This window comes from Streptomyces sp. NRRL F-5135 (assembly GCF_000719775.1).
In the GTDB taxonomy this organism is placed as follows: Bacteria; Actinomycetota; Actinomycetes; order Streptomycetales; family Streptomycetaceae; genus Streptomyces; species Streptomyces hebeiensis.
In genome coordinates this window covers 394846-419077 of record NZ_JOHR01000006.1, presented here as the reverse complement: position 1 = coordinate 419077, position 24232 = coordinate 394846, and the positions used below count along the sequence as shown (strand labels likewise).

The window sequence follows — 24232 nt, the reverse complement described above, 5'->3', positions numbered from 1 at the left end:
GGGGCCGGGTGGGGCCGGGCGGGCAAGGTGGGGCCAGGATCGGATTTCGACGCGACTCCGGGGGAGGACGGACCGATGACCGTGTCCGCAGCGATGGGCAAGGAACCGGCCGACGCGAGGGCGCCCGGGGACGAGACGCCCGGCGACGAGACGTCCGGCGACGAGACGTCCGGAGGCGGCACACCCGGAGCCGAGTCGACCCGGGACGGGATGCCCGACAGGTGGACGGCCGGCAGCAGGACGGCCGGGGATGTGAGGAGCGGCGAGGAGGCGACCGGTGAGCGACCGGCGGCCGGGCGACCGGTGGCCGAGCGACCGGCCGGTGATCTGCTCGACGCCCTTCCCGGCTGGGGCGCGGCCACCACCCCCGTGGGCGTGTTCCGGCTCGTCCCCGTCGTGCTGGAACGCGATCTGGCACGGATCGGCCGCTGGATGAACGACCCCGCGGTGGCCGCCTTCTGGAACCTCGCCGGGCCGGACGACGTCACCGCCGGCCATCTGCGCCCCCAGCTCGACGGCGACGGGCGCAGCGTCCCTTGCCTGGGGGTGCTGGACGGCACCCCGATGAGTTACTGGGAGATCTACCGGGCGGACCTGGACCCGCTCGCGCGCCACTATCCAGCCCGGCCCCACGACACCGGGATACACCTCTTGGTCGGAGGCGGCGCCAACAGGGGCCGCGGTGTGGGCACCACGCTCCTGCGGGCCGTGGCCGACCTGATCCTCGACCACCGCCCCCGGTGCGGGCGCGTCGTCGCGGAACCCGACCTGCGCAACACACCGTCCGTGTCCGCGTTCCTCGGCGCCGGGTTCCGCTTCGGCGCCGAGATCGACCTGCCCGACAAACGGGCCGCTCTGATGGTCCGCGACCGTGCGTACCGCGAACTCCTCTGAGCGGCCCGTTCAGTCCGTCCCCGCCCACCGCGACCGTCGATTCCCTCGTGCTCACCCCGCGTCCACCACGCCACCGCGACCCCGCCTCCACCGCGACACCGCGTCAATCCCGCCACCCGGATCAACCCAACCGCTCGATCGTCATCGGTTCCCTCCCCGAGGAGTCCCTCGTGCCGAAGCACGTTCCGAAGTCCGCCCCCGCGCCCGACTCCACCACGGAGTCCATAGCCGGGCCCGTCGCCGAGTCCGTCACCGAATCCATAGCCGGTGCCGGGGCCACAACCGAACCCGGCTCACCCGCGCCGGACGTGCCGGACGTGCCGGATGCTTCGGGCGTGCCGGGCGTACCGTCGGACGATCCCACCGTCCTGTTCTCCCCGCCCGAGTTGAACCCCCTCGCCTGGCGCCGGGCCGGCAGCCGCCTCCTCGCCAAGCTCCTCGCGGAGTTCGCGTACGAGGAGATCGTCCGGCCGGTCCCGGGCCCCGCCGACGACGCCGCCGACCGCCCGGACGCCGCCCCGGGGACCGCCGCGTACTCCCGCTACACCCTCCTGCTCGACGCGGGCGAGACGCTCACCTTCCGGGCCGCCCGGGGCTCGTACGACAGCTGGCGGGTCGACCCCGACTCGCTCCTCTGCGACGGCCGACCCCTCACCGACCCGCTGCGCTTCCTCGTCCTCTCCCGTCGGCAGCTGGGTCTCGACGGCGAGACCCTGGGCCACCTCGTACGGGAACTCACCACGACGCTCGCCGCCGACGCCCGGCTCGACCACACCGCCCTCCCGGCCGCGCGCCTCGCCGACCTCGGCTACGCCGAACTGGAAGGCCACCAGACCGGGCACCCCTGGATCGTCCTCAACAAGGGCCGGGTCGGCTTCTCCGCCACCGACACCGCCCGCTGGGCACCCGAGAGCCGCACGCCCGCCAGGCTGCCCTGGATCGCGGTCAGCACCTCGCTCGCCGCCTACCGGGGCGTCGAGGCGCTGGCCACCCCCGAACGGCTGTACGAGGGGGAACTCGACGCCGGGACGCGCGAGCGCTTCGACGCCGTCCTGCGTGACCGGGGGCTCGACCCCGCCGCGTACCTCTACCTCCCCGTCCACCCATGGCAGTGGGACGACGTGCTGGTGCACCTGTACGCGCCGGCCCTGGCCGAGGGGGCGATCGTCCCGCTCCCCGCCGACGGCGACCTCCGCCTGCCGCAGCAGTCCATCCGTACCTTCCTGAACGTGAGCCGGCCCGAGCGGCACACGGTCAAGCTGCCCCTGTCGATCCTCAACACCCTGGTCTGGCGCGGACTGCCCACCGAGCGCACGCTGGCGGCGCCCGCCGTCACCGCGTGGGTCCACTCCCTGCGGGACGCCGATCCGTTCCTGCGCGAGCGCTGCCGGGTCATCCTGCTGGGCGAGGTCGCCTCCGTCACCGTCGAGCACCCGCTGTACGACCACCTCCCCGAAGTCCCGTACCAGTACAAGGAACTGCTCGGAGCCATCTGGCGCGAGCCCCTCCAGACCCGGCTGGCTCCCGGCGAGCGCGCCCGGACGCTCGCGTCGCTCATCCATACGGATCCGCGGGGGCGCGCGTTCACCGCGGAACTGGTCGAGCGCTCCGGGCTGGCCGCCGCCGACTGGCTCCAGCGGCTCTTCGCGGCGATGCTGCCGCCCCTGCTGCACTTCCTCTACCGCTACGGGACGGTCTTCTCCCCGCACGGCGAGAACGCCATCGTCGTCTTCGACGAGCGGGACGTGCCCGTGCGGCTGGCGGTCAAGGACTTCGTCGACGACGTCAACGTCAGCGCCCGGCCGCTGCCGGAGCACGAGTCGATGCCCGCGGACGTGAAGGACGTCCTCCTCACGGAGGAGCCCGGCTTCCTCACCCAGTTCATCCATTCCGGGCTCTTCGTGGGGGTGTTCCGCTATCTGGCCCCGCTGTGCGAGGAGCAACTGGGCGTTCCCGAGGCGGAGTTCTGGGCACTCGTGCGGGCCGAGATACTGCGCTACCAGGCCGGTTTCCCGGAGCTGAAGGAGCGCTTCGAGCTGTTCGACCTGCTCACGCCCCGGATCGAGCGGCTCTGTCTGAACCGGAACCGGCTCCACCTGGACGGTTACCGGGACCGGTCGGAGCGGCCGCACGCCGCCGTGCACGGCACGGTCCCCAATCCGCTGGCCGCCGTGGCGCACGGTGCCCCGGCCGCGCGGTTGCCCTCGAACGAGTGACGCCCGTTGTCGGTGGCGCCCCGTAGTCTGGTCGGGCTATGACGAAGCCATCACTCCCCGAGCTCCTCCATGCCGCCGTCACCTCGGTCGGCGGCATGGAAAGGCCAGGCCAGGTCGCCATGGCCGAGGCCGTCGCCGAGGCCATCGACGCCCCGTCCCACCTGCTCGTCCAGGCCGGGACCGGCACCGGAAAGTCCCTGGGCTACCTGGTGCCGGCCCTGGCGCACGGAGAGCGGGTCGTGGTGGCCACCGCGACCCTGGCGCTGCAGCGCCAGCTCGTGGAGCGGGACCTGCCGCGCACGGTCGACGCGCTGCACCCGCTGCTGCGCCGGCGCCCGGAGTTCGCCATGCTCAAGGGCCGGTCGAACTACCTCTGTCTGCACCGCCTGCACGAAGGCATGCCGCAGGACGAGGACGAAGGGCTTTTCGACCAGTTCGAGGCGGCCGCGCCCAGCAGCAAACTGGGCCAGGACCTGCTGCGGATGCGGGACTGGGCGGACGACACGGAGACCGGTGACCGCGACGACCTCACGCCCGGCGTGTCCGACCGCGCCTGGTCCCAGGTCTCCGTCACCTCCCGGGAGTGCCTCGGCGCGTCGAAGTGCGCCTACGGAGCCGAGTGCTTCGCGGAGATGGCCCGGGAGCGCGCCAAGCTCGCCGATGTCGTCGTCACCAATCACGCGCTGCTGGCGATCGACGCGATCGAGGGGGCCCCGGTCCTCCCGCAGCACGAGGTGCTGATCGTGGACGAGGCGCACGAGCTGGTCTCCCGGGTCACCGGCGTGGCCACGGGCGAGCTCACGCCCGGCCAGGTCCAGCGAGCCGTCCGGCGGGCGGCGAAGCTGGTCGACGAGAAGGTGGCGGACGCGCTCCAGACGGCGGCCGAGGGCTTCGAGCGCGTCATGGAGCTGGCTCTGCCCGGGCGGCTGGAGGAGGTCCCCGAGGACCTGGGATACGCCTTGACGGCGCTGCGGGACGCCTCCCGTACGGTCATCTCGGCGCTGGGCTCGACGCGCGACGCGTCCATGCAGGACGAGGACGTCGTACGGAAGCAGGCCCTCGGCTCCGTCGAGTCCGTCCACGGCGTCGCGGAGCGGATCGTGTCCGGTTCCGAGTACGACGTGGTCTGGTTCGAGCGGCACGACCGCTTCGGCGCGTCCCTGCGGGTCGCCCCGCTGTCCGTCTCGGGGTTGCTGCGGGAGAAGCTCTTCGCGGACCGCTCGGTCGTGCTCACCTCCGCCACCCTCAAGCTGGGCGGCGACTTCAACGGAGTGGGCGCCTCGCTCGGGCTGGCGCCGGAGGGCACGGAGGGCGACGACCTGCCCCAGTGGAAGGGCATCGACGTCGGTTCCCCCTTCGACTACCGCAAGCAGGGCATCCTGTACGTGGCCCGCCATCTGAACACCCCGGGCCGGGAGGGCTCGCGCGGCGACATGATGGACGAGCTGGCGGAGCTGGTGGAGGCGGCCGGTGGCCGCACGCTCGGCCTCTTCTCCTCGATGCGGGCCGCCCAGGCCGCGGCGGAGGAGCTGCGCGGCCGGCTGGATCTGCCGGTCCTCCTCCAGGGCGAGGACACACTCGGCGAGCTGATCAAAACCTTCGCCGCCGACCCGAAGACCTGTCTGTTCGGCACGCTCTCGCTGTGGCAGGGCGTCGATGTGCCGGGGTCCAGCTCCCAGCTGGTGGTGATGGACCGCATCCCGTTCCCCCGCCCGGACGATCCCTTGATGAGCGCGCGGCAGAAGGCGGTGGAGGAGGCCGGCGGCAATGGCTTCATGTCGGTGGCCGCGACGCACGCGGCGCTGCTGATGGCCCAGGGGGCGGGCCGCCTGGTGCGGGCGAGCGACGACCGGGGGGTCGTGGCCGTCCTGGACCCGAGGCTCGCCACCGCGCGCTACGGCAGCTTCCTGCGGGCGTCGCTGCCCGAGTTCTGGTACACGACGGACCGCAACCAGGTCCGCCGGTCCCTGGCCGCGATCGACGAGGCCGCCCGCGCGGCCGGTACGTAGTCCGACCCGCGCCTATGCTTGTGCCTGCGCCTATGCCTGTGTCCGTGCCCGGTCCGGCCGCGTGCCGTGTCGGGCCGGGGGCGCCGAGCACGGTCCGAATGTGTCCGCATACGCCGGGACACGGCGTGTAACGGGATGCGGCCGACACGGCAGGGCCGCGAACACGACATTGCGGTACCCACCGTCATCCGGTGAGTACCGCAACAGTTCGACTTCGCCAGGGAAACCGGCCCACGGCCGGAGACCGTCCGCGTCCGCGTGCTCTCAGCGCGGTCAGACGCGGCGGAGGACCGCCACCACCTTGCCGAGGATCGTCGCCTCGTCACCGGGGATCGGCTGGTAGGCCGCATTGTGGGGGAGGAGCCATACGTGCCCGTCCTCGCGCCGGAAGCGCTTGACGGTCGCCTCGCCGTCCAGCATCGCGGCCACGATGTCCCCGTTCTCCGCGACGGGCTGGCGGCGGACCGTCACCCAGTCACCGTCGCAGATCGCGGCCTCGATCATCGAGTCGCCGACGACCTTCAGGACGAACAGCTCGCCGTCGCCCACCAGCTGGCGGGGGAGCGGGAAGACGTCCTCGACGGACTCCTCCGCGAGGATCGGACCGCCGGCGGCGATCCGGCCGACCAGCGGGACGTACGAGGCGGCGGGCTTGCCGGTCGTGTCCGTCGCCTGTGTGCTCGGCTGGTCGGAGCCCCGGACCTCGTATGCCCGCGGCCGGTGCGGGTCACGGCGGAGGAAGCCCTTGCGCTCCAGGGCCATCAGCTGATGGGCGACCGACGAGGTGCTGGACAGCCCCACGGCCTGGCCGATCTCCCGCATCGACGGCGGGTAGCCGCGGCGCTGGACGGAGTCGCGGATGACCTCGATGACCCTCCGCTGCCGGTCCGTGAGCCCGGAGCTGTCGGCCCTGATGCCTGGGGGCCGGCCGGGCAGCGAACGGCCGGGCTTGGGCCCCTCCGGGGTCGTGGCGGCGTCATTCATAGTGTGTACCGGCTCGAGTCGGCTCGGGGAGCGGTCCTGCGCGGTGATGGTGGCACTGTCTGCGGTGGTGGTCACGTCGGCCCCTCTCGATGTGTTCTCCCTAGCTCGACAACGGTAGTAGCTTTCGAAAGGTTGCGCCAAACACACGTTCGAGTGAAAAATCGCAGAGTAACCGCCGTAAGGGACCTCCCGGGTGTATAGGCCGTATCGGGCCTCGAGGTGAGGGCCTCGTGGCGGGGCGGTGCGAAGCCGTACGGCGCCGCGCGTGGGCCGCTCCCGGCCGGCTCCCGGTGGCCGCGCGGTCTGCCGTCGGTGGCCCCCCGGACGTCCGCCAGGCGTGCCCCTCCCGTACGCTCGACGCCGGTCCGCGCGCCCGGGAAACGCCCGGGGAGACGCCGCCCGCCCGTCCGACACGCATACGGGCACGGTGCGGCAAACCCCCAGATCTAGTGGTTGGATTTTCGCCGCCGCCCAGAAGTTGTGGTCCCCCGTCGTTGAACGCGGAGGCGATCGCCTATGCTGGGGATCGCTTCGAGGGGCTCTTCGCGGGTCTCGACGGGGCTGTTTCGTCGCGCTGTGAAGGAGGGATTGGGAGCCATGCACTGTCCCTTCTGCAGGCACCCCGACAGCCGTGTGGTCGACAGTCGCACCACCGACGACGGGACGTCGATCCGCCGCCGTCGCCAGTGCCCCGACTGCTCCCGTCGCTTCACGACGGTCGAGACGGCGTCACTGATGGTGATCAAGCGCAGCGGCGTGACCGAGCCCTTCAGCCGCACCAAGGTCATCTCCGGCGTCCGCAAGGCGTGCCAGGGGCGGCCCGTCACCGAGGACGCCCTCGCCCAGCTCGGCCAGCGGGTCGAGGAGGCGGTGCGCGCCACCGGGAGTGCCGAGCTGACCACCCACGACGTGGGGCTGGCCATACTCGGTCCGCTGCGGGAACTCGACCTCGTCGCGTACCTGCGTTTCGCGTCCGTGTACCGGGCGTTCGACTCGCTCGAAGATTTCGAGGCCGCCATCGCGGAACTCCGCGAGCGGCCTCCGTCGGAAGAAGGCGGCGCCGCCGGCGACCGGGAGGTCCCCGCGTCCGTCACCGCCGCGGACTGACCGGCCGGGCCGGGCCCGGCCGCTTCGCGGCGATCAAGACCTGTCACGGGTGTGCTCACGCGCCCCGGGCATCACACACATCCCCCGTGCCATGGGAAGAAGACGGCACGGCAGGGCGTTTTTGTACGTATATGGGAGGCGGCATGACAGAGACGGCGAGTGGTCCGGCACGGAGTTCCCGAGCCAAGGGGGCGAAGGCTGCCAAGGGGCTGCGTGTCGAGCGGATCCACACCACACCCGGCGTGCACCCGTACGACGAGGTGTCGTGGGAGAGCCGTGACGTCGTCATGACCAACTGGCGCGACGGCTCGGTCAACTTCGAGCAGCGTGGCGTCGAGTTCCCCGACTTCTGGTCGATGAACGCGGTCAACATCGTCACCAGCAAGTACTTCCGCGGGGCCGTCGGCACCCCGCAGCGCGAGACCGGCCTCAAGCAGCTCATCGACCGGATCGTGAAGACGTACCGGAAGGCCGGCGAGGACTACCACTACTTCGCCTCCCCCGCCGAGGCCGAGATCTTCGAGCACGAGCTGGCCTACGCCCTGCTGCACCAGATCTTCAGCTTCAACTCGCCGGTGTGGTTCAACGTCGGCACGCCGCAGCCGCAGCAGGTCTCGGCCTGCTTCATCCTGTCCGTCGAGGACTCCATGGACTCGATCCTCGACTGGTACAAGGAAGAGGGGATGATCTTCAAGGGCGGCTCCGGCGCCGGCCTGAACCTCTCCCGCATCCGTTCCTCCAAGGAACTCCTCTCCTCCGGCGGCAACGCCTCGGGCCCGGTCTCCTTCATGCGCGGCGCGGACGCGTCCGCGGGAACGATCAAGTCCGGCGGCGCCACCCGCCGGGCGGCCAAGATGGTCATCCTGGACGTCGACCACCCCGACATCGAGGACTTCATCGAGACCAAGGTCAAGGAGGAGGAGAAGATCCGCGCCCTGCGCGACGCGGGCTTCGACATGGACCTGGGCGGCGACGACATCACGTCCGTCCAGTACCAGAACGCCAACAACTCGGTCCGGGTGAACGACGAGTTCATGCGGGCCGTCGAGAACGGCGGCACGTTCGGCCTGCGCGCCCGGATGACCGGCGAGGTCATCGAAGAGGTCGAGGCCAAGGCGCTCTTCCGCAAGATGGCCGAGGCCGCGTGGGCCTGCGCCGACCCCGGCATCCAGTACGACGACACGATCAACCACTGGCACACCTGCCCCGAGTCGGGCCGGATCAACGGCTCGAACCCGTGCAGCGAGTACATGCACCTGGACAACACCTCGTGCAACCTGGCCTCGTTGAACCTGATGAAGTTCCTGAAGGACGACGGGCAGGGCAACCAGGCCTTCGAGGCCGAGCGCTTCGCCAAGGTGGTGGAGCTGGTCATCACGGCGATGGACATCTCCATCTGCTTCGCGGACTTCCCCACGCGGAAGATCGGGGAGAACACCCGCGCCTACCGCCAGCTCGGCATCGGCTACGCCAACCTCGGCGCCCTGCTGATGGCCACGGGTCACGCGTACGACTCCGACGGCGGCCGCAGCCTCGCCGGCGCCATCACCTCCCTGATGACGGGCACCTCCTACCGCCGCTCCGCCGAGCTGGCCGCGGTCGTCGGCGCGTACGACGGCTACGCCCGCAACGCCACGCCGCACAAGCGCGTCATGAAGCAGCACGCCGACGCCAACGCCGCCGCCGTCCGCGTGGACGACCTGGACACCCCTGTCTGGGCCGCCGCCACGGAAGCCTGGCAGGACGTGCTCCGCCTCGGCGAGAAGAACGGATTCCGCAACGCGCAGGCGTCGGTCATCGCGCCCACCGGCACGATCGGCCTCGCGATGTCCTGCGACACCACCGGCCTGGAGCCCGACCTCGCCCTGGTCAAGTTCAAGAAGCTGGTCGGCGGCGGCTCGATGCAGATCGTCAACGGCACGGTCCCGCAGGCGCTGCGCCGCCTCGGCTACCAGTCCGAGCAGGTCGAGGCGATCGTCGCCCACATCGCCGAGCACGGCAACGTGATCGACGCCCCCGGCCTGAAGGCCGAGCACTACGAGGTCTTCGACTGCGCGATGGGCGAGCGGTCCATCTCCGCCATGGGTCACGTCCGCATGATGGCGGCCATCCAGCCCTGGATCAGCGGTGCGCTGTCCAAGACGGTGAACCTCCCCGAGAGCGCCACCGTCGAGGACGTCGAGGAGGTCTACTTCGAGGCGTGGAAGATGGGCGTCAAGGCGCTCGCCATCTACCGCGACAACTGCAAGGTCGGCCAGCCCCTCTCCGCCAAGAAGAAGGAGGAGGAGAAGGTCGCCGAGAAGGCCGAGGAAGTACTGCGCGAGGCCGTCGAGAAGGTCATCGAGTACCGGCCCGTCCGCAAGCGCCTCCCCAAGGGCCGTCCCGGGCTGACCACCTCCTTCACGGTGGGTGGCGCCGAGGGCTACATGACCGCCAACTCCTACCCGGACGACGGCCTCGGCGAGGTGTTCCTCAAGATGTCCAAGCAGGGCTCCACCCTGGCGGGCATGATGGACGCCTTCTCCATCGCCGTCTCCGTCGGCCTCCAGTACGGCGTGCCGCTGGAGACCTACGTCTCCAAGTTCACCAACATGCGCTTCGAGCCGGCCGGCATGACGGACGACCCGGACGTGCGGATGGCCCAGTCCATCGTCGACTACATCTTCCGCCGTCTCGCGCTGGACTTCCTGCCCTTCGAGACCCGCTCCGCCCTGGGTATCCACTCCGCGGAGGAGCGCCAGCGCCACCTGGACACCGGCTCGTACGAACCGGTCGAGGAGGACCTGGAGGACCCGGCCGACGAGGCGCCGGCCCGGCCCGTCAACCTGCGCCCCGAGGCGTCCGCCCCGGCGGCCGCGGCCACGGTCCCGGCACCCAAGGAGGCCCACACCTCGGCCGAACTGGTCGAGATGCAGCTCGGTATCAGCGCCGACGCCCCGCTCTGCTTCTCCTGCGGTACGAAGATGCAGCGCGCCGGCTCCTGCTACATCTGCGAGGGCTGCGGGTCCACGAGCGGCTGCAGCTGACCGTCCCGCCCGCCGCCGGTGCGCCCGGTGGGGCCCGGTGGTGAGGGACGCTGTCCGAGGGGCGGTGAGCCGGTGGGCTCGCCGCCCCTCGGGGCGTACCGCCCGAAGGGCCGGGTGGTACGGGGGCCGGGCGGCCCCGGTCAGGCGAGGTCGCCCATCACGGAACCGAAGGACTGCGGGTCGGTGTCGAAGCCGCGCATGACCGTGCGGAACCGCCAGGCGCCCGAGGCGTCGCGGGTGAACTCGGCGAAGGTCGCGGCCGTGGCACCGGCGACGGCGGAGAAGTCGTGCTCCGCCAGCTCCGTGTAGCCCTCCAGCACGCGGACCGCCGGACCGGTTATGTCGGCGAACGTCCGCCGCCCGTCGCGCTGCTGGATGACCACGCCCACCACCACGCGGGTGTACCTGGGCGCGAGCCGCTCCAGCTCCAGCGTCATCTCCTCGTCGGAGCCGAAGCCCTGCCCCGTCCGGCTCTGCCGGTCGAGGGTGATCGTCCCGTCCGGCGAACGACTGTCGAAGTGCACCAGGTAGTCCGGAGCGGCGCCCGCGCCCTCCGACGTGTAGGTCGCGGCGACCAGATCCAGGTCGTGCGGGGCCGCGCCCAGCGGACTGGGATCCCACTTGAGCGTGACCTCGACCTTGGCCACTCCTCTGTTGAGGTTGCTCACGACTTTTCCCTCCTCGGAACCGGGGCCGGATCCCCGAGCCTCGTACGCAAGGCTAGACGGCTCCACCGACAACGCGCTTGCCGGCCGGGGCGGTTGGCCGGGGACGGCCGGACACCCGTCCGGTCGGGGGCGGCGATCCGGACGTACGAGTGTGACGGACGCCGGCCGTACGCGCGTGACGCACGCCGGCGCACGAGCGTGACGGACGCCACCTCGCGCCCCGTACGATGGCGCGGTGCTGGTCAAGTGGATTCGCTGCACCGTGATCGACCGACGAGGGTTCGAGCGCGGGCAGCGGAAATGGGCGGGGTTGCTCGGTGAGCCGGGGTTCCGGGGGCAGAGCGGGGGCTGGAGCAGGACCCGGCCGGATGTCGCGCACGTCTTCTCCTTCTGGGAGAGCCGCGCGTTCTACGACTCCTTCATGGCGCGCTCGCACGACCGCCTCGCCGCGGCGCAGTCCGGCACGCACAAGGACACGCAGGCCAGGCTGTTCGACCACCGCTTCGACGTGAAGACCGGCTTCGAGCCGCGGTTCACCGACGCGGACGTGGTCCGGGTCGCGCACTGCAAGGTGCACGAGGACCGGGTGGAGCACTTCGCCCTGATGCAGGAGAAGGTCTGGAACCCCGCGATGGCCGGCTCGCCGGGGATGGTGCGCGGACTGTTCGGAGAGGCGCCCGGCCACGAGTTCATCGTGCTGTCCATGTGGCAGTCGGCGGCCGAGCACGGGAAGTACCGGGTCGAACGGGTGGAACGGCTGACGCTGCGCGCGCAGACGGCCGCGGACGTGGCGGCCCTGGCGGGTGACATCGTCGATCTTGAGTCGTCCTGGACGGTCTGACGCGTGTCACCCGGCTGTCCCGGTGCCGGGAGGGACAGGGCCCGGGGTTGGCCTAGGGTCTGAGGCATGGCACGACCGCGACGCATCGTTCTCGTCCGGCACGGCGAGTCGGAGGGCAACGCAGACGACTCGGTGTACGAACGCGAGCCCGACCATGCCCTGAGACTGACCGAGACGGGCCGCCGGCAGGCGGAGCGGACCGGTACGCGGCTGCGGGAGCTGTTCGGACGGGAGCGCGTGAGCGTGTACGTGTCCCCCTACCGCCGCGCCCACGAGACGCTGCGGGCGTTCGCCCTCGATCCGGAACTCGTACGGGTGCGGGAGGAGCCGCGGCTCCGGGAACAGGACTGGGGGAACTGGCAGGACCGGGAGGACGTACGGCTCCAGAAGGCGTACCGCGACGCCTACGGGCACTTCTTCTACCGCTTCGCCCAAGGGGAGTCGGGCGCCGACGTGTACGACCGGGTCAGCGCCTTCCTGGAGTCCCTCCACCGGAGCTTCGGGGAGCCCGGCGCACCCGAGAACGTCCTCCTGGTGACGCACGGCCTGACCATGCGGCTGTTCTGTATGCGGTGGTTCCACTGGACGGTGGCGGAGTTCGAGTCGCTGTCCAACCCCGGCAACGGGGAGACCCGGGTCCTGGAGCTCGGCCCGGACGACAGGTACACCTTGGACAGGCCGTTCGAGCGCTGGCGCGTTCCCGAACCGTACGGTCCCACTGGATAGGGTGACATCGCGATGACCGTTGACCACACACCTGACCGGAACCCGCGGGAAGACCTCCCCGCCTCCGCCCCCACCGATACGGCGGGCGTGCCCGGCCGGCGCCTGGGCCGGGCCCTGGCCAGTCTGCGGGGGCTCTCCGTCGGAGACGCCCTGGGCTCCCAGTTCTTCGTCCCGTCGAACCTTCCGTACCTCAAGCGGCGGGAGCTCCCGCCCGGGCCCTGGCAGTGGACCGACGACACCGAGATGGCCGCCTCGGTCGTGGCGGTCCTGGCCACGCACGGCCGGATCGACCAGGACGCGCTGGCGCGGTCCTTCGCCGAGCGCCACGACTTCGACCGTGGTTACGGGCCCGCCGTGAACCGGATGCTCCGACTGGTCCGGGAAGGCGGTGACTGGCGGGAACTGGCCGCCGGACTCTTCAACGGGCAGGGCTCCTGGGGCAACGGGGCCGCGATGCGGATCGCCCCGCTCGGCGCCTGGTACGCGGGCGAACCGGAGCAGGCCGCGCACCAGGCCGAGATCTCCGCGTACACCACGCACCAGCACCCCGAGGCCGTGGCGGGCGCCATGGCCGTGGCGGCGGCCGCGGCGCTGGTGGCGGCCGGACCGGACACGCCGGGGCCGACGGACCCGGTCGGCGGGGCCGAGGCACTGCTGGACGCGGTGGTGGCACTGCTGCCGCGCACCGCCGTCGGCGCGGGACTGCGCCGGGCGCGGGACATGCTGGACTACGACGACGCGGCCACCGTGGCGGCCGTCCTCGGCTGCGGGCGGCGCACCACGGCGCACGACACCGTTCCCTTCGCGCTCTGGTCCGCGGCGCGTGCGCTAGGCGACTTCGAGCGTGCTTTCTGGACGACGGCCCAGGTGGGCGGTGACGTGGACACCACCTGCGCGATCGTCGGGGGAGTGCTCGCGGCGGCGGACGCCGGGGCGCCTCCGGCGCTCTGGCGGGAACGAACGGAAGAGCCGCCGGACTGGGTGCCCACCGTGCCGTCCCCCTGACACGGCTGCTGGCACGCCTACCGGCGTGTCGCGGGATTTCTGCCGGCCCGCCGCGCCGCGAGACGGCGCGGCGGGATGTCACGGTCCTGCCACACTCCCTGGCGGGCGAACTGATGTCCGGATCCCCCCGGTTAGCCTTTCGGCCCACGCCCTGATGATCTTGACGGGCATGTGTCACCGAGATGTCCGGTCCCGGCGTGCCGCGTCGCCGCCGTACGGGACCGGGCCGGGGAGGGGACCCATGACAGGCAGACCGACCGAGCCCGCGCCGGGACCGGAGCCGGAACCGGCGCAGGAGAGGAAACCGGACCCGGGCCCGGAGCCGGAGCCGAGGCCGGAACCCGGACCGGGTTCGCAGGCGAGGCCGGAACCGGGGCCGGAGCCCTCACCCGGGCCGTCCCCCGGCGGGGCGCCTCCGGCCCGCCGGGGGCCCACCGCGGCGCCCGACTGGCGGCAGTGGCAGCCCGCGTCGCCCGGACCCCCCGCCTGGGCCGTCACGGTCGGCGCCGCCGCCCCGGCCCGGATCCGCCCCGCCACGCTCTGGTCGGTCCTGGCGACCGCCCTGCTCGGTGCCCTGCTCCTGACCGACGGCGCGGGGCTGAACCTGCTGATCGTGGCGGCCCCGGCCGCCCTCGCCGCCTGCTTCGCGGCCCGCGCGGCCGGCCGCCGACCGCGCCCCTGGACCCTGGTGTGGGCCGTGGGCGGACCGGCCCTCCTCGCGGTGCCCGCCCTGCGGGACGGCGGACTGCCCACCTTCCTCGCGGTCGTCTCCGCCCTCGCGCTCGGAGCGCTGGCCCTGCACGGCAGCCGCACCTGGGCGGGGCTCGTGTTCGCCCCGTTGGGCCTGATCGGGGCGGTCGGCCCGGGCGTCGCCTGGGGCTGGCACGGTCTGCGCGCCCGCATGGAGGGATCGCGGGGCCGCTGGATGCCCGTTCTGCGTACGGTCGCCGTCGCCGCGGTCCTGCTGATCGTCTTCGGCGCGCTCTTCTCGGCGGCCGACGCCGCGTTCGCCGATCTGCTCGGCGCCCTGACCCCCGTTGTCCCGGTCGTGGAGGGGCCCTGGCGCTTCCTGATGTTCGCGGTCGGGCTCGGCGGCGCACTCGCCGCCGCGCGCACGGCGGCGGCCCCCCTGCGCTGGGACCGTCTCGCCCTGGCGCCGGGACGGGCGCGCGGGAGAGTGGAGTGGGCGCTGCCGCTGATCGTCCTCAACCTTCTCTTCGCCGCCTTCATCGCCGTGCAGCTCGCCGTGCTCCTGGGCGGGTACGACGAGGTCCTGGCCCGGACCGGTCTCAGCCGCGCCGAGTACGCGCGCCAGGGTTTCTGGCAGTTGCTGTGGGTCACGTTCCTCGTTCTCGTCGTCATCGCTCTCGCCGGGCGCTGGGCGCCGCGCGGCGGTCGGCGCGACCGCACCCTGGTCCGTACCGTGCTGGGCGTCCTGTGCGCGCTGGCGCTCGTCGTGGTCGCCTCCGCACTGCGCCGCATGGATCTGTACGTCGACGCCTACGGGCTGACCCGGCTGCGGATCTCGGTGGCGGCGGTGGAGCTCTGGCTCGGCGTGGTGATCGTCCTGGTGATGGTCGCCGGGGCCGTCGGCGGACGGTGGCTGCCGCGTGCCGTCGCGGCGAGCGCCGCCGCCTCCGTTCTCGTGTACGGGCTGCTCTCGCCCGACGCGCTCGTCGCGGAGCGCAACGTCCGGCTCTACGAACAGCAGCGGAAGATCGACGTCGGTTACTTCCAGCAGCTGTCCGCCGACGCGGTGCCCGCGCTGGACCGGCTGCCCGAGCCGCTGCGCTCGTGCGCCCTGCTCGGCATCGAGCGGAACCTGGGCGGCGAGGACGAGCCGTGGTACGCGACGAGCTGGGCCGAGCACCGGGCACGGGAGATACTCGCGCTGCGCGAACCCGATGTCACGGCGTCCTGCGCCGAACGGGGCAGGAGCATGCCGTACGAGGGCGAACCCGGCCCGACCGGCTGACCGGCACCCCGTCGGCGGGCCTCGGCCGGCCGACGGGGTGCGCGCCCGGACCGAGGGCGGTCCGGAACCGGGCTTCGCGCGCGTAAGACGCCGATATCCCGTCACCGAACCACGTTCCCGAGCCGCGTGCGGTACCCGGTCTGTCGCGCCGGGTTCGGGCGGCGTAATCTTGCTGGTGCCATGCCGTACGAACCACCCACGCACACTGTTGAGCGCTCGCTCCGCGCCACGACGGATGCCAGAATCATCGCCGGCGTCGACGAAGTCGGACGGGGAGCGTGGGCGGGGCCGGTCACGGTGTGCGCGGCCGTCACCGGACTGCGCAGACCTCCGGTCGGTCTCACCGACTCCAAACTGCTCACCGTAAAGCGCCGCACGGAGCTGGCCGGTGAGCTGGCGGGATGGGTCACCTCCCACGCCTTCGGGCACGCCTCCCCGGAGGAGATCGACGACTTCGGGATGACCGCGGCGCTCAGGCTGGCCGCCGTACGTGCCCTCGAGGCGCTGCCGGTACGGCCCGACGCGGTGATCCTGGACGGCAAGTACGACTATCTCGGAGGGCCCTGGCGGGTGCGTACGGTCATCAAGGGCGACCAGTCCTGTGTCTCGGTGGCGGCCGCCTCGGTGCTCGCCAAGGTGCGCAGGGACGCGATGATGGCCGAACTGGGCGCGGGAGCCGCCGCCTACGTCCCCTTCGCCTTCGAGGCCAATGCCGGCTATCCCTCGCCGGTGCACAAGGCGGCCTTGAGGGAGTGGGGCCCTACGGCGCACCACCGGCTGTCGTGGGCTTACATGGACGCGCTGCCCCAGTGGCGGCACCTGAAGAAGGTCCGGATCTCCGACGAGGCCGCCGAGCTGGAAAGCGGGGGCCAACTCGGCTTCGATTTCTGACCCTTCGAGCGCGGCGGCCTCCATACGGGGGGCGCCGGTGAAACGTACGGCCTGCGTGCCTTTCCGGTGCGGCAGGCAGGTGGGTGTGAATACGCCCACGAACCGAATCCAACCGATGCTTTTCGCACCGGTGTTTGATAGACAACCAGCCATGCCTCTCATCCCTCAGGAGCCTCAGATTCACGAGAGAGCCCAGGGTTCCAGCGCCACGCCGGCCAGCGGCCGTACGGCGCCGACCCCTCGACCTGTCCCCGGTCCGCGACCCGTCCCCGGGCCGCGCTCCGCGGCCGCACCGCGCCCCGGCCGTCCGGGGCCCGGTCCCGCGAGGCCCGCGCCGCCGGCGCAGCGCTCGCACAACTCCGCCGGGAAGCCCCAGGCTCCCGGATCCGCCGCTCCCTCCTCCTCGGCGTCCTCCGCCTCCTCGGCGCCCGGGTCGTCCGGCCCGCAGATCCAGCTGATCCCCGCCTCTGCCGACGCTGCTCTCGGGGCGGCCGAGGAGGCCGTCGACCTGCTGCTCGACTCCGGTCGCGCGCCGGGCGACATCCTCGTTCTCACCACCGGGGAACAGCACCCGTGGGCCAAGCACGAGCTGTCGTTCGGCGAGGCCTCCTACTGGGCCCAGCACGACGCCGGGGACGACGTGTTCTTCGCCGGTGCGGCCGCGGTCGCCCGTGCGCGGCCCCGTCCCGTCGTGGTGGTCGCGGTCAACGGCGGCGCCGACACCCTTTCCCAGGTGCTGCGCCTGGCCCGGGAACGAGCGGGTGCGCTGCTCGTCGTGTGCGGCGGTGACGCCCAGCGTGTGCGGGACGTGCTCGGCGCGGGCGGCTGAGGCGACGCCCGGCCGTGCCGGCCGTGTCCCGGCCGCCCCTACCGGGTGGCCGGGTCCGCCGCGCGTTCGCCGGGCGACCGGTCGTCGCCGGACTCGGTGCGCGGCTCCGTCGTCCGGGCGCTCAGCGGGCGGCCGTGCGGCGCAGCATCTCCACGGCGGTGCCACCGCCGCCCGGTGGAGCGGGGCCGGGTTCGGCCACCGACTCCGACAGCGCGGCGGGCGGGGAGGCGGAGTGGGGGCGACGGCCCCCACGGCCCTCGCCCAGCACCTGCCAGCCGCCCCCGGTGAGGACGAGGTACGCGCCGCAGCGCAGACCGTGCAGGGTGCAGGCGTCCCGCAGCCCCCACATCCAGGCCCCGTCCTGGGGCGTCCACCGTTCGTCGCCGTCGCGGCAGAAGAGCAGGACGGCGGTGCGTACGGGCGTGCGACGGCGCAGATCGTGCGGGATGACCCGGCGCAGGTGGGCCAGCAGCGCGTTGCGGTAGTCCCAGCCGTCCACTTGGGCGGCGCGCGGCACGAACGAGGCGCTGGCCGCGAGCCGTTCCTCGTGATCGAGGACGGCCACGACGACGGTACCCACGAGGGGCTCGTGCCGGCTGTGCAGGCCACTGACGACCTCACGCGGGTTGCGCAGCAGGGGAATTCCCGCGGCTGCCCATTCGGCGGGTTCCAGCATCCTGGTGGGGTGGCTGACGGAACGTGCCCCCGCGCTGATCGACGTGGACGCGGACGGAGCGGATCCGAAGGTCAATGGTCCTCCCTTCGCATACGCGCCCACCGGGTGGGCAGAGGCGGTAGTGGGCGCGCCGCGGCCCGGCGCCAACGGGCGCTGCCGGACCGTACGGGGACGCTTTCAATTCTCGCTGTCGCACGGGCGTGCGGCAACGAGCAATTGGCACGGGCGCCTGAAATGCCCGCCGATGCTGTGTATATCCCCGCACGCCGTGTCCCTGCCGTCGACTCCTGTCACCCCTGAACGGCGAGGACCAGTGGAAACACCCCCTGCGCGCCGGCCCTGCGCAGCAGCCGGGCGGCCACCACCAGGGTCCACCCGCTGTCGGCGAGGTCGTCGACGAGCAGGACGGGGCCACCGGCCGACGCGACCGCGTCCGCCAGCTCCGCCGGCACGGTCAGTGTTTCGTGCAGGGCCCGCACCCGCTGGGCGCTGTTCGTACGGGACGGCCGGGCGCCCTCCGCCTCCGGGGCGTACGTGACCGTGCCCAGCAGGGGCATCCGGCCGACCTCGGCGATCCTGCCGCCGAGCGAGGCCACCAGCCGAGGCCTGCCGCGTGAGGCCATCGTGACCACACCGGCCGGCCGGGGCGGTGCGTCGGGCGCCCCCGACGCCCAGCCGCCGGGGCCCTTCGCCCAGTCCGCGAGCACTCGCACCACGGCATCGGCGACATCGTCGGGCACCGGACCCGCAGCGGCCGACGGCAACCGCTCCGTCAGCAGCGGGCGGAGCCGGTTCCCCCAGCCGATGTCGGACAGGCGCCCCAGGGCCCGGCCCGCGAAGGACCGTTCCCCCTCCGGGATGCGCCCCTTGAGACCGACACCGACCGAGGCGAGCCCGGTCGGCCACATCGTGCGCGGCGCCACCTCCACACCGGGCCTGCCCAGCTCCCCGCGCGCCGCGTCCAGAGCGGCGCCGGTCACCTTCGTCTCGAACCGCGGCCCCGCACAGTTGTCACACCGTCCGCACGGGGCGGCCTCCTCGTCGTCCAGTTGCCGGCGCAGGAACTCCATCCGGCAGCCGGTGGCCCCGGCGTAGTCGCGCATCGACTGCTGTTCGGCCTCCCGCTGCCGCGCCACCCAGGCGTACCGCTCCGCGTCGTACACCCACGGCGCCCCCGTGGCAGTCCAGCCGCCCTTCACCCGGCGCACCGCGCCGTCCACGTCGAGCACCTTGAGCATGGTCTCCAGGCGGGTGCGCCGCAGCTCGACCAGCGGTTCCAGGGCGGGCAGGGACAGTGGCCGGTCGCTGTTCCCCAGCACGTCGAGGGTGCGGCGGACCAGCTCTTCGGGCGGGAACGCCACCGAGGCGAAGTACCGCCAGATGGCCTCGTCCTCCGCGCCGGGCAGCAACAGCACCTCCGCGTGCTCCACCCCGCGCCCGGCGCGGCCCACCTGCTGGTAATAGGCGATGGGGGAGGAGGGCGACCCGAGATGGACCACGAAACCGAGGTCGGGCTTGTCGAATCCCATGCCGAGCGCGGAGGTGGCCACCAGGGCCTTGACCCTGTTGGCCAGCAGATCGTCCTCGGCCTGCTGACGGTCCGCGTTCTCCGTACGGCCCGTGTACGGGGCGACGGTGTGCCCGCACTGGCGCAGGTACGCGGTGACCTCCTCCGCCGCCGCGACCGTCAGGGTGTAGATGATGCCGGAGCCGGGCAGCTCGCCGAGGTGATCGGCCAGCCAGGCCAGCCGGTGTGCCGCGTCGGGCAGCCGGAGCACATGGAGACTGAGGCTCTCCCGGTCCAGCGGCCCGCGCAGCACCAGCGCGTCCGTGCCCGCGCCCGTCCCGAGCTGCTCGGCGACGTCGGCCGTCACCCGCGCGTTCGCCGTCGCCGTGGTGGTGAGGACAGGGACGCCCGACGGCAGCTCCGCGAGCATGGTGCGCAGCCGCCGGTAGTCGGGCCGGAAATCATGGCCCCAGTCCGAGATGCAGTGCGCCTCGTCGACCACCAGCAATCCGGTCGCCGCCGCGAGCCGGGGCAGGACCTGGTCGCGGAAGTCCGGGTTGTTCAGCCGCTCCGGGCTACGGAACTGGGACGGCATTCCAATTCCAGGCGGAAGTGCAGTCCTGACCTGGGTAAACGAGTCGGTTGAGGGGATTCCAGGGCCGAGCGATCGGCCTCGAACGCTCTCGGCTTGTGTGGGGCGGGCGCGCTCTTCGCGAGCCTTCTGCCGCGGTGGGTGGATTCGCTGATTGTCGGTGCCATCGGGTTGCATGGGGGCATGGACACCCTGGAGCTGCGCACTGAAGCCGACGCCATTCTCGCCGAGCTGGTAGGGGCCCCCGGGGGTTCGGCGCGGCTGCGGGAGGACCAGTGGCAGGCGGTAGCTGCCCTGGTGGAGGAGCGCCGTCGGGCGCTGGTGGTGCAGCGCACCGGTTGGGGTAAATCGGCGGTGTATTTCGTTGCCACCGCGCTGTTGCGTCGACGTGGGGCCGGCCCGACGGTGATCATTTCGCCGTTGCTGGCGCTGATGCGCAACCAGGTGGAGTCGGCGGCGCGGGCCGGGATCCAGGCGCGCACGATCAACTCGGCCAATCCGGAGGAGTGGGAAACGATCTACGAGGAGGTGGAGCGCGGTGAGACCGACGTTCTCCTCGTGAGTCCGGAACGTCTCAATTCCGTGGAGTTCCGTGATCAGGTGCTGCCGAGGCTCGCGGCGACGACCGGTCTGCTGGTGGTGGATGAGGCGCACTGCATTTCCGACTGGGGTCATGATTTCCGGCCCGATTACCGTCGGCTGCGCACGATGCTCGCGGAGCTGCCGACGGGGGTTCCGGTCCTGGCCACGACGGCGACCGCGAACGCGCGGGTGACCGCGGACGTTGCGGAGCAGCTTGGTACCGGGAGCGGGGACGCTCTGGTGCTGCGGGGGCCGCTGGACCGGGAGAGCCTTCGGCTGGGTGTGATGGAGTTGCCGGATGCGGCGCATCGGCTGGCGTGGCTGGGGGACCGGCTGGGGGATCTGCCGGGTTCGGGGATCATCTACACGCTGACGGTGGCGGCGGCGGAGGAGGTCGCGGCGTTCCTGCGGCAGCGTGGGTATCCGGTGGCTTCCTATACGGGGAAGACGGAGAACGCCGATCGGCTGCAGGCGGAGGAGGACCTGCTGGCGAACCGGGTGAAGGCCCTGGTGGCGACCTCCGCGCTCGGCATGGGCTTCGACAAGCCCGACCTCGGTTTCGTGGTGCACCTGGGCTCGCCTTCGTCGCCGATCGCCTACTACCAGCAGGTGGGGCGTGCGGGACGTGGTGTGGACCACGCGGATGTGTTGCTGCTGCCGGGGCGGGAGGACGAGGCGATCTGGGCGTACTTCGCTTCGGTGGGATTCCCTCCCGAGGAGCAGGTACGGCGCACGCTGGCGGTGCTGGAGGAGGCGAGCCGTCCGTTGTCGCTGCCGGCGCTGGAGCCGTTGGTGGATCTGCGGCGCTCGCGGCTGGAGACCATGCTCAAGGTCCTGGACGTGGACGGGGCGGTCAAGCGGGTCAAGGGTGGCTGGACCGCCACCGGGCAGCCGTGGGCCTACGACGCGGAGCGGTATGCGTGGGTTGCGAAGCAGCGGGCGTCGGAGCAGCAGGCGATGCGGGACTACGTGGCGACCGCGGGGTGTCGGATGGAGTTCTTGCAGCGGCAGCTCGATGACGAGAAGGCGGCGCCGTGTGGTCGCTGCGATATCTGCACCGGGCCCTGGCTCGATTCTGCTGTCTCTCCTAGGGCCCTTGCGGCTGCGACGGGGGAGTTGGACCGTCCGGGAGCTGAGGTCGAGCCCCGCAAGATGTGGCCGACCGGGCTCACCGCGATCGGCATGGACCTCAAGGGCCGGATCCCCGCAGGCCAGCAGGCGCTCACCGGGCGTGCGCTGGGCAGGCTGTCGGACATCGGTTGGGGCAACCGCCTGCGCCCGCTTCTGTCGGCGCAGGCGGCGGACGGCAAAGTGCCGGACGACGTGCTGAACGCCGTCGTGACTGTGCTGGCGGACTGGGCCCGCTCGCCGGGCGGCTGGGCCAGCGGCTCTCCTGACGCGGTGGCGCGGCCGGTGGGGATTGTCGCCATGCCGTCCCGCACCCGCCCCCAGCTGGTCGCCTCCCTGGCCGAGGGTGTGGCCCGGGTCGGCAGGCTGCCGCTGCTCGGCAGCCTGGCCTACATCCCGCAGGCGGATGAGTATGCGGCGCACCGCAGCAACTCCGCCCAGCGGCTGCGGGCCCTGGTCGGCTCGTTCACCGTGCCCGACGCACTTGCTGCCGTCCTGGCCGCCACCCCCGGCCCGGTCCTGCTCGTCGACGACTACACCGACTCCGGCTGGACCCTGGCTGTTGGCGCACGCCTTCTGCGCCAGGCCGGAGCGGACGAGGTACTCCCGCTCGTCCTTGCCCTGGCCGGGTAGGCGAACTCTGCGGACCTTGGCGACAGGCCGGCCAGGTTTCTATTGTTCGGAGACAGGGCCGAAGAGTGATTCTTGCCGGTATACCTGGTGCACGTACGAATTGTCTTTGGAGGTTCGAGTCCGATTCCTTTTTTGCCGGTCGCGTGCAGACTCGCTACTGTTTTCCTCGGCGACGAGGACATTTTGTCCTTCGCTCACGCGACGCTTGACCATGGACCACAACTGCTCTCGAGTGGTACCGACCGTGCCGACCAGTCCTTCTTTAACTAGTTCAACAAACTGTGCTCCCACGAGATGACGTTCGACGCGATCGTAGCCCAGCAGCCGAGCTTGACTGCCTTTCTGGGAGCTGAGTGTGCAGTCGTTTTCAAGCAGCATGCGCACGTAAGAAACCGGAAGGTACATTCCGTGAGCGAGTCCCTCGACTGGTTGCTTGGAAGTGTCTTCGGGCCAGTAGGCGAGCTTGAGGAAGCAGGGGTCGCTTCCTAGGCGCCATTCATATGGTTGCGTGGGCGGACTGTTCAGCTGTGCCACTTTTTCGAGTCGATCCAGCTGGCTTCGCAACCGTTCGTCGACACGTATCTCTCGCCTGCGTGGATCCAGGCGCTTGTATTGAACGAGTGTGAAACTTTTGGTGGGGACGTGATAGTAAATCATGTCGGTTCCGGTCCGAGACTCCAGGGGGAGGGCGTTGACGTTGGTTACCTCAAGCCGTCGCCGCCCGCTGGAATCCCAAAGAACGTTGATGTCGCATCTGGCTCCGCTTCCGTTTACCCAGTCGCTGTCGAGGCCGAACGCCCGCCCTGCGGCGCGCACGTCATATTCAATCAGGCTGTTCTCCGAGGGCTGCGGGATGATGCCTGCGGTGTAGGGTGCTTCGCGGGACTCGGGACGCTTCCAGGCGTTCAGTGAAGGCAGGGGAAAATCGGCGATCCGCAAGATGCTCCGGACCGCATCTTGCTGTTCTTGCCACGCCTGATCTGCTTTGTCACGACTATCAAGTGCTGGCGGGTTGGCCTGAGCGAGCAGCCAGTCGATGAGTGGGGTGAGACGGGGAAACCTGGCGCGGAGTCCTGTCTCAAGCGCCTGCCAGACTTCACGGCTGCACCATTTGGCGGTGCCGATAAGACTTGCTTGCTCGAATTCGCTCCGCAAGTCAGTGCTCAGCAGGGCGAGAAGGCCGTCCTCCCCGTCGATGGGTACATCCTCCATGCACTCACGTAGGGGATCGATGGTGATGCTCTTGTCGACAGTGCCGGGGGTGTTGTGGCGGGCCACGCTGCCCATCCAGATCAGACGTCGGGATCGCTGGTCGGCGCTGCTGTCTGTGTCTTCGCTGATCACCAAGGCCATTGGCGGGCCTGGATTCGGCCCAACCGGCTGGTCTTGTGCCGTGAGGACCTTGGTCAGGCGGAGCTGCAAACGCAGTCGCTCGTGGATCTTTTTCATCTGCCTCGCTGGCAGCGTCACGATGTAGGCCACGGTCGGAGCGTAGTGCGAACGATCACTCTGCGAGCCAGCTTGAAAGGCGGTGCGTGGTGGCGAACGTCGTCTGGCAAGCGTATCGAACTGGACCTCACCCGTGAGGACCTGGGCCACCCGTCGTACGACGACCTGTGGGAGATGCTCTACAAGACGGACCGGCTGTACGCGGACAGGAACGTGCCGGTGTCCGAGCGGGACCTTCAGTGCGGCGGGGTATGCCGGGACGCTGGCGTCGTGGCGTGGATGTACCTGCGGCAGCGGGCGAACGGCCGGCGAGAAGCCGTCCGCGAGCGAGCCGAGGACGAAGAACGGCACAGCGCCACCATGTCCGACGAACACAAGGCGTACCAGGAGCGGATCGTACGGACCGCCGAAGACGCCGGCTTCCGCGCGGACAGCGAGGTCCGTACAAGCATCGGGCCGCGGTCCTGGATCCAGACCGACACGCTCGTGCAGGG

General features: G+C 71.3%; 16 protein-coding genes and 1 pseudogene. 12 read left to right on the top strand and 5 right to left on the bottom strand.

Annotated features, from left to right (window positions below):
* Positions 1–75 precede the first annotated feature (75 nt).
* The 3 genes from IG02_RS0112355 (at position 76) to IG02_RS0112345 (ending at position 5119) form a co-directional block, all read left to right on the top strand.
* Complete coding sequence (locus tag IG02_RS0112355) at positions 76–894, top strand: GNAT family N-acetyltransferase (protein WP_234314713.1); 819 nt, start codon at positions 76–78, stop codon at positions 892–894.
* A 335-nt stretch (positions 895–1229) separates the two neighbouring features.
* Positions 1230–3110: an IucA/IucC family protein gene (locus IG02_RS0112350; protein ID WP_051764910.1), complete on the top strand. Its 1881-nt coding sequence runs from the start codon at positions 1230–1232 to the stop codon at positions 3108–3110.
* A 38-nt stretch (positions 3111–3148) separates the two neighbouring features.
* Positions 3149–5119: an ATP-dependent DNA helicase gene (locus IG02_RS0112345; protein WP_030745366.1), complete on the top strand. Its 1971-nt coding sequence runs from the start codon at positions 3149–3151 to the stop codon at positions 5117–5119.
* Between the two features lie 273 nt (positions 5120–5392).
* On the opposite strand, the gene lexA is transcribed toward IG02_RS0112345, so the two are convergent.
* Positions 5393–6178 (bottom strand): transcriptional repressor LexA, encoded by a 786-nt coding sequence (gene lexA, locus IG02_RS0112340; RefSeq protein ID WP_030745363.1) that lies wholly within the window; start codon positions 6176–6178, stop codon positions 5393–5395.
* A gap of 522 nt (positions 6179–6700) precedes the next feature.
* Here lexA and nrdR point away from each other — a divergent pair.
* Both nrdR and IG02_RS0112330 read left to right on the top strand, forming a co-directional pair.
* Positions 6701–7210, top strand: coding sequence for a transcriptional regulator NrdR (gene nrdR, locus IG02_RS0112335; protein ID WP_030745360.1), 510 nt, complete (start codon positions 6701–6703; stop codon positions 7208–7210).
* A 143-nt stretch (positions 7211–7353) separates the two neighbouring features.
* A complete protein-coding gene (locus tag IG02_RS0112330; RefSeq protein WP_030745357.1) occupies positions 7354–10236 on the top strand; it encodes a vitamin B12-dependent ribonucleotide reductase in 2883 nt (960 codons plus the stop codon).
* 140 nt (positions 10237–10376) lie between these two features.
* On the opposite strand, the gene IG02_RS0112325 is transcribed toward IG02_RS0112330, so the two are convergent.
* Positions 10377–10904, bottom strand: coding sequence for a TerD family protein (locus tag IG02_RS0112325; protein ID WP_030745354.1), 528 nt, complete (start codon positions 10902–10904; stop codon positions 10377–10379).
* Between the two features lie 235 nt (positions 10905–11139).
* On the opposite strand from IG02_RS0112325, the gene IG02_RS0112320 reads away from it, so the two are divergent.
* The 6 genes from IG02_RS0112320 to IG02_RS0112295 all read left to right on the top strand — a co-directional run bounded on the left by IG02_RS0112320 (position 11140) and on the right by IG02_RS0112295 (position 17171).
* Positions 11140–11745: a YdbC family protein gene (locus IG02_RS0112320; protein WP_030745352.1), complete on the top strand. Its 606-nt coding sequence runs from the start codon at positions 11140–11142 to the stop codon at positions 11743–11745.
* Between the two features lie 66 nt (positions 11746–11811).
* Positions 11812–12471, top strand: coding sequence for a histidine phosphatase family protein (locus tag IG02_RS0112315; protein WP_030745350.1), 660 nt, complete (start codon positions 11812–11814; stop codon positions 12469–12471).
* Between the two features lie 12 nt (positions 12472–12483).
* The gene (locus IG02_RS0112310; protein WP_078854411.1) at positions 12484–13476 is read left to right on the top strand and encodes an ADP-ribosylglycohydrolase family protein; all 993 of its coding nucleotides are present in this window, start codon (positions 12484–12486) and stop codon (positions 13474–13476) included.
* A gap of 241 nt (positions 13477–13717) precedes the next feature.
* Complete coding sequence (locus tag IG02_RS0112305; protein ID WP_078854410.1) at positions 13718–15451, top strand: DUF4153 domain-containing protein; 1734 nt, start codon at positions 13718–13720, stop codon at positions 15449–15451.
* 180 nt (positions 15452–15631) lie between these two features.
* Positions 15632–16342 (top strand): ribonuclease HII, encoded by a 711-nt coding sequence (locus IG02_RS0112300; RefSeq protein ID WP_030745347.1) that lies wholly within the window; start codon positions 15632–15634, stop codon positions 16340–16342.
* A 151-nt stretch (positions 16343–16493) separates the two neighbouring features.
* On the top strand, positions 16494–17171 hold the full coding sequence (locus IG02_RS0112295; protein ID WP_030745342.1) for a hypothetical protein: 678 nt from the start codon (positions 16494–16496) through the stop codon (positions 17169–17171).
* Between the two features lie 121 nt (positions 17172–17292).
* On the opposite strand, the gene IG02_RS0112290 is transcribed toward IG02_RS0112295, so the two are convergent.
* Both IG02_RS0112290 and IG02_RS0112285 read right to left on the bottom strand, forming a co-directional pair.
* On the bottom strand, positions 17293–17922 hold the full coding sequence (locus tag IG02_RS0112290; protein WP_030745340.1) for a hypothetical protein: 630 nt from the start codon (positions 17920–17922) through the stop codon (positions 17293–17295).
* Between the two features lie 215 nt (positions 17923–18137).
* A pseudogene (locus tag IG02_RS0112285) lies at positions 18138–19931 on the bottom strand (helicase-related protein); the annotation flags it as partial.
* 198 nt (positions 19932–20129) lie between these two features.
* On the opposite strand from IG02_RS0112285, the gene IG02_RS0112280 reads away from it, so the two are divergent.
* On the top strand, positions 20130–22289 hold the full coding sequence (locus IG02_RS0112280) for a RecQ family ATP-dependent DNA helicase (RefSeq protein WP_030745336.1): 2160 nt from the start codon (positions 20130–20132) through the stop codon (positions 22287–22289).
* Between the two features lie 39 nt (positions 22290–22328).
* On the opposite strand, the gene IG02_RS39220 is transcribed toward IG02_RS0112280, so the two are convergent.
* A complete protein-coding gene (locus tag IG02_RS39220; protein WP_078854409.1) occupies positions 22329–23771 on the bottom strand; it encodes a hypothetical protein in 1443 nt (480 codons plus the stop codon).
* Between the last annotated feature and the right edge of the window lie 461 nt (positions 23772–24232).